13 protein-coding genes are annotated in these 16,318 nt (G+C 72.0%); 4 read left to right on the top strand and 9 right to left on the bottom strand.

Translation table 11 applies throughout. The features are described from left to right. The first annotated feature begins 410 nt into the window (after positions 1-410). Positions 411-2,657 carry a TonB-dependent receptor plug domain-containing protein gene (locus GC203_RS12245; protein WP_293454695.1) on the top strand — a complete coding sequence of 749 codons (2,247 nt, stop codon included), beginning with the start codon at positions 411-413 and terminating at the stop codon, positions 2,655-2,657. A 42-nt stretch (positions 2,658-2,699) separates the two neighbouring features. Then, a complete protein-coding gene (locus tag GC203_RS12250) occupies positions 2,700-3,734 on the top strand; it encodes an alpha/beta hydrolase fold domain-containing protein (protein ID WP_293454697.1) in 1,035 nt (344 codons plus the stop codon). Positions 3,735-3,844: 110 nt separating this feature from the next. Here the strand turns inward: GC203_RS12250 and GC203_RS12255 are convergent, their stop codons facing one another. From GC203_RS12255 to GC203_RS12290, 8 genes are all read right to left on the bottom strand, one after another. Next, complete coding sequence (locus GC203_RS12255; RefSeq protein ID WP_293454699.1) at positions 3,845-4,831, bottom strand: hypothetical protein; 987 nt, start codon at positions 4,829-4,831, stop codon at positions 3,845-3,847. Positions 4,832-5,098: 267 nt separating this feature from the next. Beyond that, positions 5,099-5,662, bottom strand: a complete 564-nt coding sequence (locus tag GC203_RS12260; RefSeq protein WP_293454702.1) for an LPD7 domain-containing protein — start codon at positions 5,660-5,662, stop codon at positions 5,099-5,101. Beyond that, the gene (locus tag GC203_RS12265) at positions 5,655-7,523 is read right to left on the bottom strand and encodes a type IV secretory system conjugative DNA transfer family protein (protein WP_293454704.1); all 1,869 of its coding nucleotides are present in this window, start codon (positions 7,521-7,523) and stop codon (positions 5,655-5,657) included. Before GC203_RS12265 ends, GC203_RS12260 begins: the two co-directional genes overlap by 8 nt. Further along, positions 7,489-8,490 carry a P-type DNA transfer ATPase VirB11 gene (gene virB11, locus GC203_RS12270; protein WP_293454706.1) on the bottom strand — a complete coding sequence of 334 codons (1,002 nt, stop codon included), beginning with the start codon at positions 8,488-8,490 and terminating at the stop codon, positions 7,489-7,491. Before virB11 ends, GC203_RS12265 begins: the two co-directional genes overlap by 35 nt. Continuing rightward, positions 8,487-9,653 (bottom strand): TrbI/VirB10 family protein, encoded by a 1,167-nt coding sequence (locus GC203_RS12275; protein WP_293454708.1) that lies wholly within the window; start codon positions 9,651-9,653, stop codon positions 8,487-8,489. The genes virB11 and GC203_RS12275 overlap by 4 nt, the downstream gene beginning before the upstream one ends. Beyond that, positions 9,650-10,498 (bottom strand): TrbG/VirB9 family P-type conjugative transfer protein, encoded by an 849-nt coding sequence (locus tag GC203_RS12280; protein ID WP_293454710.1) that lies wholly within the window; start codon positions 10,496-10,498, stop codon positions 9,650-9,652. The genes GC203_RS12275 and GC203_RS12280 overlap by 4 nt, the downstream gene beginning before the upstream one ends. Next, entirely contained in the window at positions 10,495-11,175 is a 681-nt protein-coding gene (locus GC203_RS12285) for a VirB8/TrbF family protein (protein WP_293454712.1), read from the bottom strand. The genes GC203_RS12280 and GC203_RS12285 overlap by 4 nt, the downstream gene beginning before the upstream one ends. Beyond that, positions 11,172-11,381, bottom strand: a complete 210-nt coding sequence (locus GC203_RS12290; RefSeq protein WP_293454713.1) for a hypothetical protein — start codon at positions 11,379-11,381, stop codon at positions 11,172-11,174. The genes GC203_RS12285 and GC203_RS12290 overlap by 4 nt, the downstream gene beginning before the upstream one ends. A gap of 313 nt (positions 11,382-11,694) precedes the next feature. Here GC203_RS12290 and GC203_RS12295 point away from each other — a divergent pair, with 313 nt between their 5' ends. Together GC203_RS12295 and GC203_RS12300 are read left to right on the top strand one after the other, a co-directional pair. Further along, the gene (locus GC203_RS12295) at positions 11,695-13,350 is read left to right on the top strand and encodes a hypothetical protein (RefSeq protein WP_293454715.1); all 1,656 of its coding nucleotides are present in this window, start codon (positions 11,695-11,697) and stop codon (positions 13,348-13,350) included. After that, positions 13,347-14,750 (top strand): CapA family protein, encoded by a 1,404-nt coding sequence (locus tag GC203_RS12300; RefSeq protein WP_293454716.1) that lies wholly within the window; start codon positions 13,347-13,349, stop codon positions 14,748-14,750. The genes GC203_RS12295 and GC203_RS12300 overlap by 4 nt, the downstream gene beginning before the upstream one ends. A 28-nt stretch (positions 14,751-14,778) precedes the next feature. Here GC203_RS12300 and GC203_RS12305 read toward each other — a convergent pair whose 3' ends face one another. After that, complete coding sequence (locus GC203_RS12305; RefSeq protein ID WP_293454718.1) at positions 14,779-16,278, bottom strand: hypothetical protein; 1,500 nt, start codon at positions 16,276-16,278, stop codon at positions 14,779-14,781. Positions 16,279-16,318 lie beyond the last annotated feature (40 nt).

Consider the following 16,318-nt stretch of genomic DNA (forward strand, 5'->3'; position numbering starts at 1 on the left):
TGGGCGCCCGGCCCCGTCTGGGCCAGCGACGGCGCGACGCGTCCGCAGCGCGGGTCGCGCAGGTTTTCAGCGCACGCCGCTTCCTCGAACTATGTGAGCGCGGCGAATGCCGCACAAAGACAATGATCGGATAGACTTATGCGATCTGCGCAAAAGTCTCCCGCGCCAATCTATTCTCCAAGCTGATAAGTCGATCCGATAATTGTATTTCTGATCGAACAGACCCTCGGCCACATTGCCAAGGTGGCGGCGCGCTGGACGGCGCGTCGGGCCGCCAAAAAGACATCGATGGCGTCCGGAAGGGGTGTCGGCGGGCTCGCCGATCTCGCCGGGCGGAAGGCACAGGCGCGGCGATCTTCGGCAACCGGTTCGCGCCGCAGAAGACAAGAACGGTCGAGGGGAAACTCAAAATGCACAAGATGATCTGGCTGGGCGCGGTCTCCGCGATCGCCCTTGGAGTCGCCACCGGCGCCGACGCCCAGACCGCCGCCAACGGAGGGTCGGTCTCCACCGTGGACGAACTGATCGTCACCGCGCAGAAGCGGGAGGAACGGCTGGTCGACGTGCCGGCGGCCGTGACGGCCCTGCAGGGCGATGCGCTGCAGGAAATCGGCGCAAAGACCTTGGCGGACTACGCCGCCCTGGTGCCCGGCCTGCAGTTCGCCAGCCAGGGCGGCGGCGTCGGGCAGCAGCTGGTGCTGCGCGGCCTCGCGACCGGCGTCCAGACCGACTCGGCGCTCGTCGGCGAGATCATCGACGGCATTCCGGTCGGCTCGTCCTCGACCTATGCGCTCGGCGGCGCCAGCGCCCTCGACTCCAGCCTGTGGGACGTGGATCGCGTCGAAGTGCTGCGCGGACCGCAGGGCACGCTTTACGGCGCATCGGGTATGAGCGGCCTCATTTCATTCATCTACAACAAGCCGGACCTTCGCAGCTTCGGGGGCGCCCTCGAGGCCGAGGCGGCCGCGACCGAGCATGGCGAGGCCACCTACGTGGTGCGGGGACTGGTCAATGTCCCGATCGTCGAGGACCAGCTCGCGCTTCGCGTCACCGCCTTCGGAGATCGGGAGGGCGGCTATCTCGACGATCCGACGCGCGGCGAGAAGGATATCAACCGGCGGACCTCGGAAGGCGTCCGGGGCAACCTGCTCTGGCGGCCGAACGACCGCTTCGAGGCCAGCCTGATCGGAATCTACCAATTGAACCGGCGCGAGGCGAGCGACGCGGCCGCCTACCTCGCGACCACCCAGAAGCCGGTGCGCGGGTCGCTCGACCAACTGCACTCGCTGCTGGACCCGGCCAAGTTCGTCTACGACCTCGCCGCCCTCAACATGTCGTACGACTTCGGGCCGGTGACGCTGACCTCGACGAGCAGCTACCAGTACCTGAAGAACGACCGCATCACCTATTTCACCGACACCACGACCGCGCCGCTGTTCACGTCGCCGGGGTTCCTGGCCCTGGTCGGCGTCGCCGGGCCTCCGGCCACCAACGTGCTGTTCAACTTCCGCAACCACACGAGCAAGCTGACGGAGGAGCTGAAGGTCACCTCGAATGGCGATGGACCGCTGCAGTACGTGGCCGGGTTCTACACGGCGCACGAGAAGAGCGACGGCAACTCGCTCTTCATCGGAACGGACGCCGGCGGCACGCCGCTCGCCAACATGAACCCGGGCGTCGATGCCGGCATCCCGTCGGTCTACAAGGAGTACGCGGGCTACGCACAGGCGAGCTACACGTGGGATCGCCTGACCGTGACCGGCGGCCTGCGCTACACGAGCATCGACCAGACATTCCAGCAGACGCTTGCCGGCCCCTACCGCGCCGGGCTGCTCGCGCTCCGCATCCTGGGCACGACCGGAAAGATCTCGGGGACGCAGCACGAGACGAACTACCTGGTCAACGCGCGCTTCGCGCTCACGCCGCGCAGCAACCTCTACGCCCGCGTCGCCGACGGCTTTCGCCCAGGCGGCCCGAACGTCGTGGTCGTGGGCCTTCCCGCCAGCTTCAAGGCCGACCGGCTGACCGACTACGAGGCGGGCTACAAGGGCGCCTTCCTGGACGGCCGCCTGCAGTTCGACGCCAACGTGTTCTACATCAAGTGGGACGACATCCAGCTCCGCGCCTCGGTGAACGGCATCACCGGCGAAACCAATGGCGGGGCGGCCTCCAGCCGCGGCGCCGAAGCCCAGACCACCTTCCGCCCGATCCCGGGGCTCACCCTCGGCGGGAACATCGCCTACGCGAAAGCGAAGCTCGACGAGGACGTCCCCTCGGTGGGGGGCGAGGCCGGCGATCCGCTGCCGCTTTCGGCCAAATGGAGCGGCGCGGTGTTCGGCAGCTACGTCTTCCCGCTGAGCGGCGAGTGGAGCGGCTTCGTAGGGGGGACCGCCCGCGCCAACAGCGCGCGCAACGTGTCGTTCCCGAACGCCGCGGCGAAGGGGCTGCCGAACTACCGGCTGCCGTCCTACGTCCTCGCCGATGTCCGCGCCGGGGTGCAGAACGACCGCTACACGGCGACCGTCTTCATCAACAACATCGGCGACAGCCGCGCACAGATCTCCGCGCTCGCCACCGACGTGGCCGTGACCGGAGCTGGCCAGGTCGCCTTGGCGCGCCCACGGACGGTGGGCGTCAGGCTCGACGCCGTGTTCTAGGACCGGCCGGAGCCAGGGTCGCGGGCAGAGGAGACCCGAACGATGATCTTGCGGCGATGGGTCGTCGGCGTCCTGGTTGCGACGATGGCCGTCCCGGGCGTGGCGTTGCCGGACACGGCCCGCCATGTGCCGGCCTACGACCTGCCGACGCCATCGACCGTGAGTCCCGAACTTCAGGCCCGCATGGCGAATGCGCCGCCGTCCGCGGCGCCGCCGGCCATGCCGGCCACCAATGCGGGATGGGCGCGCTTCTTCGATCCCGATCCCGCCGCGACCCAGGCGAGGATTGCGCGGCTGCTGGCGACGTATCGGCTCGCGATGGCGGAAGAGACGATCGCCGGCGTGCATTGCTACCGGATCACGCCCTCGGAGCGGCCCGCGCAGCCGGGACGGCTGCTGGTGCACCTGCACGGCGGCGCCCACGTCGGCGGTGCGGGCCAAAGCGGACTCCTCGAAGCGGTGCTGGTGGCGGGGACCGCCCGCATCGAAACGGTGTCCGTCGACTACCGGATGGCTCCGTCGCACCCGTTCCCGGCGGCGATGGACGACGCGACGGCTGTCTGGACGTGGCTCGGCCAGCGATATCCAGCGTATCGGCTGGGCGTCTTCGGCACATCGTCGGGCGGCGGCATGGTACTAGCCTTGACCCAGCGCGCAATCGCGGCCGGCCTGCGGGTTCCCGACGCGATCATGGCGGGGACGCCATGGTCCGACCTTTCCGAGACAGGCGACAGCTATTTCACCAACCGATACGCCGATCCGATCGTCTACCAAGGGATGCTCAGCGTCGCCGCCGCCCAGTACGCGGACGGCCTCGATCTGAAGGATTCGCGGCTCTCGCCCGTCTACGGCAGTTTCGCCGGCTTTCCGCCAACCTTGCTGCTGGCCGGGACGCGGGACATCTTTCTGTCGAACACCGTGAGAGTGGACCGGAAACTGAGGGACGCAGGGCGTCGCAGCGAACTGATCGTATACGAAGGACAAAGTCACAGCGCCTATCTGGCCGGCGTCGAGGCGCCGGAAACCGCAACCGCCCTGAACGACATCTCAACGTTCTTTGCCGAGGCGCTTAAGTGACGGGCCACAGGCGCACGCCAACGGGCCTCGCATTTGGCGCAAGCGGAAGCCGAGCTTGCTTGGGAGCGCGACGCCTTCTGGAGCTGTCGCCCCTGCGTCGCCGGAGGCGCCTAAGCTTTCAACAACCAGGACAGGGCGGGCCGATAGCCGTTTCGCTCGAGTGTCGCGAGCTTGGACGACCAGGCCGCGGGACAGACCGCGAAGGCTGCGGTGACGCCACGCCGGGCGAAGAGGTCCTCCGCCACAGTCAGGAGATCGGCGGCGTCGCGCGCGTCGACGGCTGGCGCCGGCGCCTCCGCGAAGTCAGCGGCGTAGAAGTCGTCGATGATCCCGACTTGCGACAGGTTGTGACCGACCGGCATGTGGAGGTGACTCACCGGCTGGGCGATCGCATAGCCGGCGACCTCGCCGCCCCGCGCGACCACGATCATGTCGCGATCGGCGAGCTCGAGACTGTACCGCATCCAACGTTCGAAGCGATCGTCCGCCTCCGGATGGGTCGCCCAGAAGCGCGGGTTGAGGTCCCGCAATGTGGATCTGTGACACGCGCTCAGTCGCACGATTTCCGGCACGTCGTGGGCGTCCGCACGTCGCACGGATGCGGGCCACGCCCGCTCGGCGAAGCCAGCCTTGGCGAGGTAGGTTGTCACCGGCCGGTAGTCCGCCGCGGCAAGCGCCGATCTCGATGGATCTCCCTCATTGCAGGCGGCGATCAGGATTGAGGCCCCACGCTGTCGCAACTCCCGCTCCGTCGCCGTCAGGAGCGTCCGCAGCGTTGGGGGAGGCGCCTGTGGCGACATCACCGCGTCGTTCTGCAGAAGGCCCGCATGGCCGGGGGCGGCGTAGATCGGTGGGGCGGGAACCAGCATGGCGTGGACCGCGCCGAGAAGTCGGCCAGCGTCTTCCATCACCATCCAGAATTCCATCGAAGCCGGTGCGGTCGCCGCAAGCTTGCCCGCGAGCGCCGTCTCGACCTGAACCCTCGCGTCGAGTGCGACAGACCACAGCGCTGAATCGCGCGAGCGCCGCTCTTCACTTCCCCGAAGCAGCAGGTTCGTCAGTTGCGGTAGGTCCGCCGTGGTCGCCAGGCGCGTCATTGGCTTCACCCGATTTCTCCCCCGCTGGCCAGGCCAACCGCCGCGCCGCCGTCGGGGGCCGCATCCCGCCCGTCGCGACAGGCCCATTCCCGGGGGGGCGTGGTCCCTGACGAATGTCCCGGACCCTAGCGAGGCGTCCGCCGCGCGCAAGCCGCGGGCGCCGTGGTGGCCTGATCGCCATTCGCCGCGCCCAGGCGCAGGCCCGCGGCCAGTGCGGCGTCGATCCGATGAACGTCCGGTTCCGGCTCGGGGGCCCGGGCGTCCGGGTCAGCGCGAACGTTCGCCGGGCCGGTTCCTGGACGCCCCGCGTTCCAGCCATCGGGCCAGGCGGGCGCGGGCTGCGGCGAGGATGCGGGCCTGTTCGGCGGGTTCGACCACGCGGTTGCGCACGACCGCCTCCACGACGCGGAGCCGGTCGCGGCCGTCGAGCGCCGTCGCGCGGGCCGCCGGCGGGCCTCGGCGGCGGTCCGCCTGCTGAAGGTCCCGCTCGGTCGGGCGATACCCGCGGACCTCGAGGCCCGCGGCCCGGGCCATGAGCCAGACCTCGCGGCGGAACTCCGTGTGGCCGCGGACGGTGAGGGCGTTCCAGCCGCGATGCTGGGCGATGGCCACCAGGTCGCGCACCACGTGGGGGTCGTTGCGGTCCGTGGTGAGCCGCCGGCCCTGGTCGCGGAAGGCGGCCGCGCCGGTGCGGGCGTCGGCGTAGTAGCCGAGCCCGGGTCCGCCGCGGCGTTCGGTGAGGTAGCGGCGTCGGACGCCCTCGGGGACGTCTCCGGCGATCGCCGACTTCGGACGGCCTTCGGGCGTGACGATGTTGAGGTCCTCAGCCATGGCGGGGCTCCTGGCGCGGCGCGGGGTCGGTGGCGTCGAGGAAGCGGTCCACCCAGGCCTCGATCTCGGCCGGAGGGACGCCCCCGGCGGGCAGCGGCTCCAGGTCCGCCGCGGCGAGCATCGGGACGATGGCCTCCAGGGTCAGCGGATCGCCGGACTCGGCGGAGAGGATGGACGGGTCCGGCTCCGCCGCCTGCGCCGCGACGGCGTCCAGGGGCGCGACGGGGGGCGGCGGTCGCAGGCGGCGACGAAAGGCCGGCTCGCGGTAGTAGCGCAGCTTCCGTCCGCGGATCGGGGCCATGCCCGCCTTCAGCACGATGAGGTCCTGGTCCGGCATCCGGCTGAGCTCCTGGGGCAGCAGCAGCGGGCGGCGCTGCTCGGACTCGCTGACGCTGCGGTGGCCGCGGCTGAGCCCGGTGGGCCGGCTGCGCGACGGGCTGCGCACGGTGGTGTCGCCGAGGCGCTCGGAAAGCTCGCGGGCGAGCCGCAGCTCCTTCGGCGCGAAGGCGATCTCCACGGCGCAGTTGGCGAGGATCTCTTCGGTCACGTCCGGCCCGTACTCGGCGCGCAACTGGGCGGGGGACTGCAGCACCGGCAGGAGACGCAGGCCGTAGCCGGCGACATAGGCGAAGGCCCGGGCGAGGACCTCGGCGTGGCCCAGCCGCGCGAACTCGTCCAGCAGCACCAGCACCTGGTGCGGATGGCGGGCGGGGTCCGGCCGTTCGCGGCACGACCGGTCGATGAGCTGCTGGAACAGCAGGGCGTACAGGGGCGCGACGCGGATCAGGTTGTCGGGGGAGGCGGCCAGGTAGATCGAGGCGCGCCGGCTGCGCAGGGTCGAGAGGTCGAAGTCGCTGGCGTCGGTGGCGGCGCAGACGCGCGGGTTCAGCCAGAGGTTCAGCTTGGCGGTCAGGCTCTGCCGGACCGAGGCGAAGGTGTTCTCCGACGCGCTCGTGAAGTCGGTGAGCGCGCGGACGCAGCCGGCCGACAGGGGCCGGCCGTCGCGGCGCCGCCGGGCGATCAGGGCGGGGAAGCGGACGCGGGGGTCGCCCGCGGTGAGCTCGGCGTAGAGCGCGCCGAAGGTGAGCGGACGCTCCGGCGTTTCGGCGAGATAGGCGCCCACCCCCACGAAGCCCGTGCGGGCCGACTCCGCCCAGAACGGGTCGGCGTTCGGCGGGTGGGGAAAGAGCATGGCGGCGATGCGCTGCAGCTCGTCCAGCACGCCGGCGGGGTCTGTCCGGTCGATGTGTCCGAGCGGGTTGTAGCGGGACGTGCGCCCGTCGGGGGCCAGGGGATCGAAGAGGTGCGCCGCCTGGCCGTGCGCGGCGCGGAAGCCGGCGGTGGCCTCCCAGTTCTCGCGCTTGACGTCGAGCACCACGACGGAGTCCGGCCAGGCCAGGAGGTTGGGGATCACCACGCCCACGCCCTTGCCGGCGCGGGTGGGGGCGTAGAGCATCACATGCTCCTGGCCGCCGAAGACTAGGAGCCGACCGCCCTTGCGCCCCAGGAGGATGCCGACGGCGGCCCGAAGGCCGGCGCGCCGGATCTCGGCCTCGCCGGCCCACCGGGCCGCGCCGTGCAGGGGGCGGCGCAGCTGGCCGGCGACGCCCAGGAGCACGATCAGGCCGAGGCCGGCGGCGGCGAGCCCGCCCACCTGCGCCCAGCGCCGCACCTGCGGGTCGTGCCGGTGGCGCCAGAACCAGGCCAGGACCGCCGCGGGGTCGAGCTCGCCGGGGAGCTGTCGCAAGCCGGCCAGGGCGATGGCCGCGGCCAGCGCGGCCAGCAGGCTCGCGGCCAGCGCCAGGGCGGCCGCTACGAGCGCGGCCCTAAGCGGCCAGGGCGCGGCGGCGAAGCGGTTCATGCCAAATCTCCGTCAGCCGGAAGCGGCCGTCGCGGCGCTCGACCTGGACGACGATGTCCACCAGCCGCATCAGGAGCTGGCGGATGTCGTCGCGGTGCAGGTCGCGGCCGGCCACGCTCTCCTTCACCAGCAGGGTGAGCTGCTCGAAGGCGAGCTCCGCGGAATTGGCGTGGACCGTGGTGATCGCGCCGGGGTGGCCGGTATTGACGTTGCGCAGGTAGAAGAAGGCCGAGGCGTCGCGGAGCTCCTGCAGCAGGATGCGGTCGGGCCGCATGCGCAGCGCGCTTTCCAGCAGCTCCCGCGGCCCGACCCGCGCCAGGCCCTGGCCGTCCTTGGCGTAGAGCAGGTGGACGGCGTTGCGATGCGGCACGACCAGCTCGCGGGCGTCCTCGATGGTGATCAGCCGCTCCGTCGGCGGGATCAGCCGGACCAGCGCCTTGGCGAAGGTGGTCTTGCCCGAGCCGGTCGCCCCCGACACCAGGATGTTGCGCCGGCCCTCGACGGCGGCGCGGAGGAAACCCGGCCAATCGCCGGGCCGGTCCGGGGCCTCGGGCCCGGCCCCCGGCCGCAAGGCCGGTCCGGCGGTCGGCGCGGCGGCGTCGAAGAAGCCGGCCCGGGCCAGATCCTCCAGCGTCAGCACGCTCGGCGAGGGCTTCCGGAAGGTCAGCGACACCTGCTCGGCCGCCGGCGGCAGGACCACCTGGCACCGCTCGCCCGTGGGCAGCACCGTCGCGCAGAGCGGTTGTTCGGCGCCCACGTCCTGCGCCGTGGCCGCCGCCGCGGCCACGGCGATGCGGACCAGGGTCTCCGCGGTCAGCTCCGGCGCCTCGATCCAGCGCCAGCCCGAGTCGGTCTCGACCCCGATCTCGCCGGGGCGGTTCACCACCACCTCGGTGACGCCGGGCGCGTCGAGCGCGGCGCGGATCGGCGCCAGGTAGTGGGTGAGGATCGCCGCGTCGTAGGTCATGGCCGCGGCCGCAGCCCGTAGACCGACGAGAAGTCGAGGTCCTGGGCGACCTGGATCGCGACCTCGCCGCCCTGCGCCTTGCGCAGGGTCGGGCCGATGTCCGCGCCCTGCCGGACGGCGAGACCGGCGGCGTCCGAGGGCTGGCGCACGACCCCCGCGGCGCCGTCGCGGTCGCCCGCGGCCGCCGCGCCCGCGTCGATCACCGAGAGCAGGATGGCGGCGCCGAAACGGTCCCAGAACCGGGTGTCGAGGCGGCCGCCGAAGCCGGCGCGGCCCAGGGCGTCGCTGGCCGGGGAGGCGAGCGAGATCGCCACGCCGTTCGGGGTCACGGCCCGGGTCCACAGGACGAACACCCGGTCCCGGCCCTGCCGCAGGCCGCTTCGGTACTCGCCCAGCACCCGCGCGCCCTTCTCGAGCAGCACCACCGCGCCGTTGTCGGAATAGACGTCGCGGTCCACCAGGCAGGTCACATATCCCGCCGTGGCGGTGTCGATGGCCGTCTGCAGCACGCAGGGAATGGTCGTCCCGGCCAGGATCAGGAAATTGCGGTCGCCCACCGGCGCGGCCATGGCGCGGCCGATGGCAGAACCCTGGCGCAGAGCGTCGAGCTCGCCCGCGCCCCCGCCTGCGGAAGATGGGCCTGCGGAAGATGGGCCTGCGGAAGATGGGCCTGCCGAAGTTGGACGGGCCGAAGTGGCGCGCGCGGTCGGCCCCGCGGCGGAGGGGGGCTCGCCCCGCGAATAGGCCATCAGCGGCGAGCCCCGCGGGCCCTGGCGCAGGGCGGGGGACGCCGCGCCCGGGGCTGCGCCCTGGCCGTAGCCGGGATCCAGGGCCGGGACGTCCTCGCCGGCGGGCAAGCCGGAGGCGCCTGGCCCATCGACGCCGGCCGCCGCCCGGCCGGGGGGGCTCGGCGCGGGGGGCGGCGGGGCAGGGGCCGGCTCGAACGCCACCACCTGCCGCGCCGGCGTCTCGCGCGGCTTCGCCGGCCGGGGCCGGTCGGCGCTCCAGGTGGCGAGCGCCACGGCGGCGCAACCCGCCAGGAGGCCGGCGAAGGCCAAGGCCTTGCCCCGGCCGGCGACGGCCAGCGGCCCCGCGATCGGCGAGATCGTCCGGTCGAGCGGCGGGTCCTCCTCGGCCTCGGGGCGGGGCGGGACCGCGGTCATTTCGGGGCGCCCAGGCGCAGCGTGCGGTCCACGTCCGGCGCGACCGTCGCCGTGCCGCTGGGCCGGCCGGCCGGCGCGTAGGCGAGATTGAAGATGCAGAGCGCTTCGCGGCCCTTGCGCAGCCGCAGCTGCGCGGCGGTCCGGTGGACGACCAGGAACTCGCCGCGCACGTCGAACGGGACCAGCGCCTCGGTCCCGTCGGGCGAGACGGCGTAGACCGCCGGCAGCGCCTGGGCGCCGGGGAAGCGCAGGACCGTGAAGCGTCCGTTGTCGCTGACTTCCGACGGGGCGATGGCGAAGGAGCCCTGCAGCTCGTAGGCGAGGTTGCGCGGGCCCTCCAGCACCGCGCGTTCCAGCTTGAGCCGCGCCACGCGCGCCTCCAACGCCTGAGCTTGCGCCGACAAGTCGGCCTGCAGCCTGCGCTTTTCGGCCGCCGGGTAGCGGAACTGCAGGACGAAGACGGCCGTCGCCGCCGCCCGCGCCCCGCGCGTCGCCAGCTCGAAGGCGTAGTGCCGGGTCTCGCCGCCAGCGGCGCGCGTGGTCACGATCAGGTTGGTGGGCGCGCCCGGCGCGGTCGGCTTGGCGAAGAGGAGGCTGGTCTCGGCCGCGACCTCCCAGCCCGAGCTGTCGCCGAGGGCCACGTGCAGGATGGTCTCGTCCGGCGAGAAGCGGATCTGGGTGGCGGTGCGCAGGACGCCCACGATGCGCACCACCTGCATCGGGTCGTAGTCGACGGTCCTGATACGCGGGTCCGAAGGTCCGGGGCGGGGCGTCTCGACGGCGAGGGCGGGCGCGGCCGCGAAGAGCGCCAGGGCGGCCAGCGGCAGGGCGATCTGACGTCTCATCGGACCACCTCCGGGTCCGCGCGGTAGGACGACACCTGGAAGCCGAGCGGATTGCGCAGCCGGTCGCCTTCGCCCATCGGCGCCCGGGTGTAGGCGAAGGCCGCCGTGGCGATCCAATCGCTGTCCTCGGCCCGGGCGCCGTGGCGGACCGTGCGATGGAAGCGCACATTGGCCACGCCCGGGGCCACGAAGGTGATCGCGCGCACGCCCACCTGCACGTCGGCGTCCGGACCATAGGTCACCTGCGGACTGGCCGGGTTGGCGGGGCGATAGGCGCTCGCCCAGCGTTGCTGCTCCTCCGGCGTCGACATGATCGACACCTGCCGGAAGTTGGCTTCAGCGGCCTGCGGCAGCCAGCCCTCCCGCGCGCGCACATAGGTGGCCAGGAAGGACTTGGTGACCGCTTCGTCGTAGGCGACCGGCCCGGCCTTGGAGAGGCCGCGCAGCACCTCGACGGCGCCCGTCGTGCGTTCGACGCGGACCACGTACGGCTCGACGGTCTTGAGGGGGGTCAGCGCCGCCACGCCGGCGACCGCCGCGCCGGCAAGGGCGGCGGCGACGGCGGCCACGCTCCAGGCCAGGCGCCGCGAGCGGTAGGCCGCGGCCAGCCGATCGCGATCCCAGCCCCGCGCCTCGGCGAAGTAGGCCTTCAGGTCCTTGGGCTCGGTGACGTTCACGGCCGCACGGCCCGGCAGGCGCCGGCGGGCGGCGCGTCCGGTGGGGCGGCCCCGGGCGCGAGCAGCGAGCCCTGGGGGTTGGCCGGGCGGCGGGCGCCCGAGCAGCCCGGCGCGTCGTCGTCCGCGGACGAGGCGCAAGCCGGGATCAGGATCGCGGCGAGGACGCACACGAGCGCTTGGCGGATCGGGGGTGGCGGCGGCGACATGGCGAACTCCTTGTCGCCAGCCTGATCGTCCCGCCGCCGGGACGGGAGGACGTAACCTCACCCTTCCCGCGAACCCTCGCATTCACGGTATGTGCCGACCCGAATTGCGCCGGCGCGCATCCTGCGCCTGCGGCTTCCGCGCCAGGTCCGGCCCGCGAAGGCGCGGCGTCTGGAGCGCCTTCCCATCGGCGGCGGGTCGCCGCCACCGATCGCGCCGCTCGGTCGCGTCGTCGAGGCGGCTCGAAACACGCCTCCTGTCATGTGGGCTTGTTGCCCTTGGCCGTACTTACTGATGTGACGGCGGGAGTGGGCGATGAGACAGGCTTGGCTGGTGGCGGCGTCGTCCGTTTTGATGGTCCCGTCCGCCTTCGCCGCCGACGCCCCGATCATGACCGTGCGCATCGCGCCGGGCGCCATGGACGAAGCGATCGGGCGTGGCGAACTCCGCATCGAGGAGACCATTCCGGCGTTCGCATGGCCTGCCGGGGCGCTTCTCTTCCGATCGCCTGGAGTCGATCTGGAGGTGGCCGACGCTCAGGGACCGGTGCCAGGTGTCTTGCGCGATGGCGGATTCGCGCCGGGTCGGGCGATCGCAGGCGGCCTGAACGTCCGGTATCGCCTCGTGGTCGAGAACGCGCCGGAAAGCGGCGGCACCACCCCGATCTGGCCGCGCATCGATGGGCGGGCCTTTTCGGCCACCGGGATGACCATGCTGGCCCTACCGGAGGCGAAGACGCCGTATCGCGTGCGCCTGACCTGGGATCTCACGGCTATGGGACCCGGGGCTGCGGCGGTGTCGAGTTTCGGTGACGGCGACGTAGAGGTTGCGGCGCTGCCGATTTCGAAGCTCGGTCGCACGATCTTCATGGCCGGGATTCTGAGCCGTGAGCCTTCGGAGGCGATCGCAGGGAAATTTTCGGCGGCCTGGTCGGGAGAGCCCGGCTTCGACCCGCGGCCCGCCATGCAATGGACCGGCGCACTGCACGCCTGGATGGTCCGGTTCTTCGACACGCCCGGGGACCCCGCGTACCGGGTGTTCCTGCGGGCGAACGGCGGACGAAATCCAGGGGGCGGGGTGGCGTTCCCGAACTCGTTTTTCGCCACCTACGGTCCCGGCGTGACCGGTGAAAGCATGAAGGGGATCCTGGGCCACGAGATGGTCCACACCTTCACCGCGCACGACCTGGGGAAATGGTACGACGAGGGCAACGCCGTCTACTATCAGGTGCAGCTGCCATGGCGGGCCGGGACGGTCTCCACCGAGGTCTACCTGCGGGACATCAATCTGACGGCGGCGCGCTACTACACCAACGCCGAGATCGACGCGCCCGAAGACAGGATCATCCCGAACTTCTTCAAGGACACCTGGCTCAACACCCTGGGCTACGATCGCGGGGCGCTCTATTTCGCCATCCTGAACGGGAAGATCCGGCGCGCGTCGGGCGGCAAGCGTTCGGTCGACGATCTGATCCGCGAGATGGTGCGGCGCGACCGCGGCGGCGAAACCCTCACCGAGGCCGCCTGGCTCCAACTGGTGCGGCGCGAGATCGGCGAGGATGGGGTGGCCCTGCATCGCAGGATGATGGCGGGTGGGGTGATCGTACCGGCGTCCGGCGACTATGGGCCGTGCTTCCGGCGAATCCCGGCGAAGATCCGGCGCTACGAGCTTGGCTTCACGCCCCGGACGCTGCCGGATCGGCGAGCCGAGGTGACGGGACTGGTCGCGGGGTCGGAGGCCGAGAAGGCGGGCCTGAGGAACGGCGACGTGCTGACCATGCCGGTGATCACGACCGAGGGCGTGAAGCGCGATCCGCTACGGACCCTGACCGCCTCGGTGAGCCGCGAGGGCAAGACCTTCGACGTGACCTGGCTTCCACGCACCGGGACCGTGTTCGACGCCTGGCAATGGGAGCGGGCGCCCGGGGTACCCGACAGCGCGTGCCGCCCGCCGGCGCCGGGCCGCCCATGAGGGGCCGTCGCGCGGTTCCGGCGCTGGCCGCGGCGCTGCTGCTCGGGGCGGCCGAGACGGCGTGGGCGCAGCCGGCTGGCGTGGCCCGGCCGCCGAGCGATCCCGCGGCCTTGCTCGCCGCGCCGCCGAGGCCGGCGGGGGTGCGGGGCCGCTTCCGCGTGGTCTCGGTGGGCGACGTCATGCTCGCGCGTCCCCAGGCCGCGACCGACGATCCCGAACTGCGCAAGGTCCTCGATGCGATCCGCGCCGCAGACGTGGCGATCGGCAACCAGGAGGGTCCGGCGCTGGACCTCAAGGCCCTGCCACGGGGCACGTTCGGCATGTTCGGCGGCCTGATCGGCGAGCCGGGGATGGCGGCCGACTACAAGGCCATGGGCTTCGACCTGATGTCGGTGGCGAACAACCACTCCACCGACTGGGGCGGCGTAGGGCTGCTGGCGGCGCTGAAACTGCTGGACGACGCGGGTGTCGCCTATGCCGGCGGCGGCGTCAGCATGGCCGAGGCCCGGCGCGCGGGCTTCGCCGAGACGCCGAAGGGACGCGTGGGCCTGGTCGCCACGGCGTCGACGTTCAAGGCCAATGCGAGGGCCGGCGACGCAGGCCCGCTGGCGCCCGACCAATCCGGCATCAGTACGCTCCGCACCCGGACCCTCAATCTCGTGACGCCGGGCCAGTTCGCGATGCTGAGGCGGCTGGCGACCGAATTGGCTTCGCCGCTCAAGCCCGCGCCGGCGGCCGACGCCCGCGAAGTTCGCTTCGACGACCAGATCTATCGCGTCGCCGACCGGGACGGACTGTCCTACCAGATGGACCAGATCGACCACGCGGCCCTGCTGAAGGCCGTGCGCGACGGCAAGTCCGCGGCCGATCTGCTGGTCTTTCACATCCACGCGCACGAGACCCCGACCGGGGTGGACGACGATACGCCGGAGCCGCCGGACTTCCTGGTGAAACTGTTCCACGATGCGGTCGACGCCGGGGCCGATGTGGTGATGGGAGGCGGACCTCATTCCCTGCGCGGTGTCGAGATCTATCACGGCAAGCCGATCTTCTACGGGCTGGGGCTGTTCTTCTTCAAACCCCAACTCATGGGCGCGGCGGAAAGCGGGCCGCGCAAGTGGCCCGACGACGGCTATCCCCCGCCGCCCGATCCACGTCCCGGCAATCCTCGAGCCTGGTACGACAGCGTGCTGGCGGTCAGCGAGTTCGACGGCGCCCGCCTGAAGCAGGTGCGGCTCTATCCCATCGACCTGGCGAACGCCCAGCCCGCCCGAGGCTTGCCGCACTTCGCCACCGGCGCCCGCGCGGCCGAGATCTTGGCGCGCCTCCAGAGCGACTCGGCGCCGCTCGGAACGAAGATCGCGATCGAGGACGGCGTTGGCGTGATCGAGGTGCGCTAAGCGCGGCGCCTGGGCGACGCCGCCGTCGTCAGGGTTCGGCCGCGGCGCGCGCCAGCGCCCGCATGTCGTCGGCGAACTGGGCGCGCGGCTGGGCGTCACGATAGATGGCGTGGCCGGCGAGGTAGCAGCGGAACGTGATCCGGCTTCGATACGGCGCGGCGAGACGCCGACCGAGTTCGGCGTCCATCGAACAGCCCCCCAGCGGATCGTAGGCCCCATGCGCGACGAGCACCTTGAGCTGGGGGCTCAACGCCATGGCGTCGGCCGCGCCGGGAAGGTTGGGGCCGAAATGGCCCATGCCGATGGCGCCGGTCTTTTCGTAGTCGGCCTGGGCCTGGGCGATCTGTTCGGCGCTCGCCCCATAGACGGTGGCATGGGTCCACCGCCGGTTCACGGGCTGCGGATAGACGCCATCGGGGGCGAAGCCGTCGGTGATCGGCTCGACGCCGAAATAGGGCAGATCGGTCGCATACCCCAGGTCGTGGCGCAGATAGCGGACCCCGCGTTGCAGGGGCGGGGCGACGTAGGGCGCTTCGGCGCGATAGTCGGAATAGTAGAGCCGCCGGCCGTCGCCGATGCGTTCCAGGAAGTCGCCCTGGGTGATCCGAAGGGTCTTCGTATCGATGTCGGCGGGCTGCAGGCCGATGTGGCGGGCGAGGTCCGCGGCCAGCCGTGCCCGCTCGGCTGCCGGCAGGCGGTCGATGCGCCTGAGGGCGGGCAGGTAGGTCTCGCGGGCCCAGCGCTCGGCGATGGCGCGGGCCTGATCTGGCGTGGCGCCGAATTCGGGCGACAACCGCCCCAGCCGCTGGGCCGCCACCGCGTAGTCGGCCGTGTGGATCGCGAGGGCGATCGTCGGCCGATCGGGATAGTCGGGCAGGCCGGTGGTGTTGGAGATCAGGGCCAGGCCGCGCACCTTCATGCCCCGTTTCAGCAACTGATAGGCGACGCTGCCGGCCCGGCCCGAGCCGTAGCTCTGTCCGGCGATCACCAGCGGGGCGTCCTCGGCGCCGTGGGTGAGCACCCAGCCGCGGACGAACTCGGTGGTGGCCATGACGTCGCCGACCCAGCTGGTGAAAGCCTGCTCCGCGGCGGGGGTGACGGCGCGCGAGAAACCCGTCGCGACGGGATCGACGAAGACGAGGTCGGCGTCGGTGAGCCAGGTGTCGGGGTTGTCGCCCAGCCGGTCGCCCTCGACCCGCTTGGGCCCGGCGCCCTCGAAATGCAGGGAGGCCGCGGGCAGGCCGGGGCCGCCGTTCCAGATGAAGATGATCGGCCGTACGGCGCCCGGCGCGGCCGGCGCGCGGTAGGCGACATAGAAGATGTGGGCGAGGGCTTCGCCGGTCGTGACGTCGCGGATCGGAAGCCGGCCGGCCTCGGCCGTATAGGCCAGCACACGATCGCCCAGGTCCACCTGCTGGCGCGTGATGACGGCGGCCGGCTCCGGGTCCGCCGCCGAGGCCGGCGCGGCGATGGCCAGGAGCGCGGCGGCCAGCGCCCCCGTCAAGGTCCTGCGTCCGATGTTCCGCATGGCGCGCCCCCCACAACCCGGCTGTTCACCCGTAATACGC

It is taken from the genome of Phenylobacterium sp., from assembly GCF_016124325.1.
In the GTDB taxonomy this organism is placed as follows: Bacteria; Pseudomonadota; Alphaproteobacteria; order Caulobacterales; family Caulobacteraceae; genus Phenylobacterium.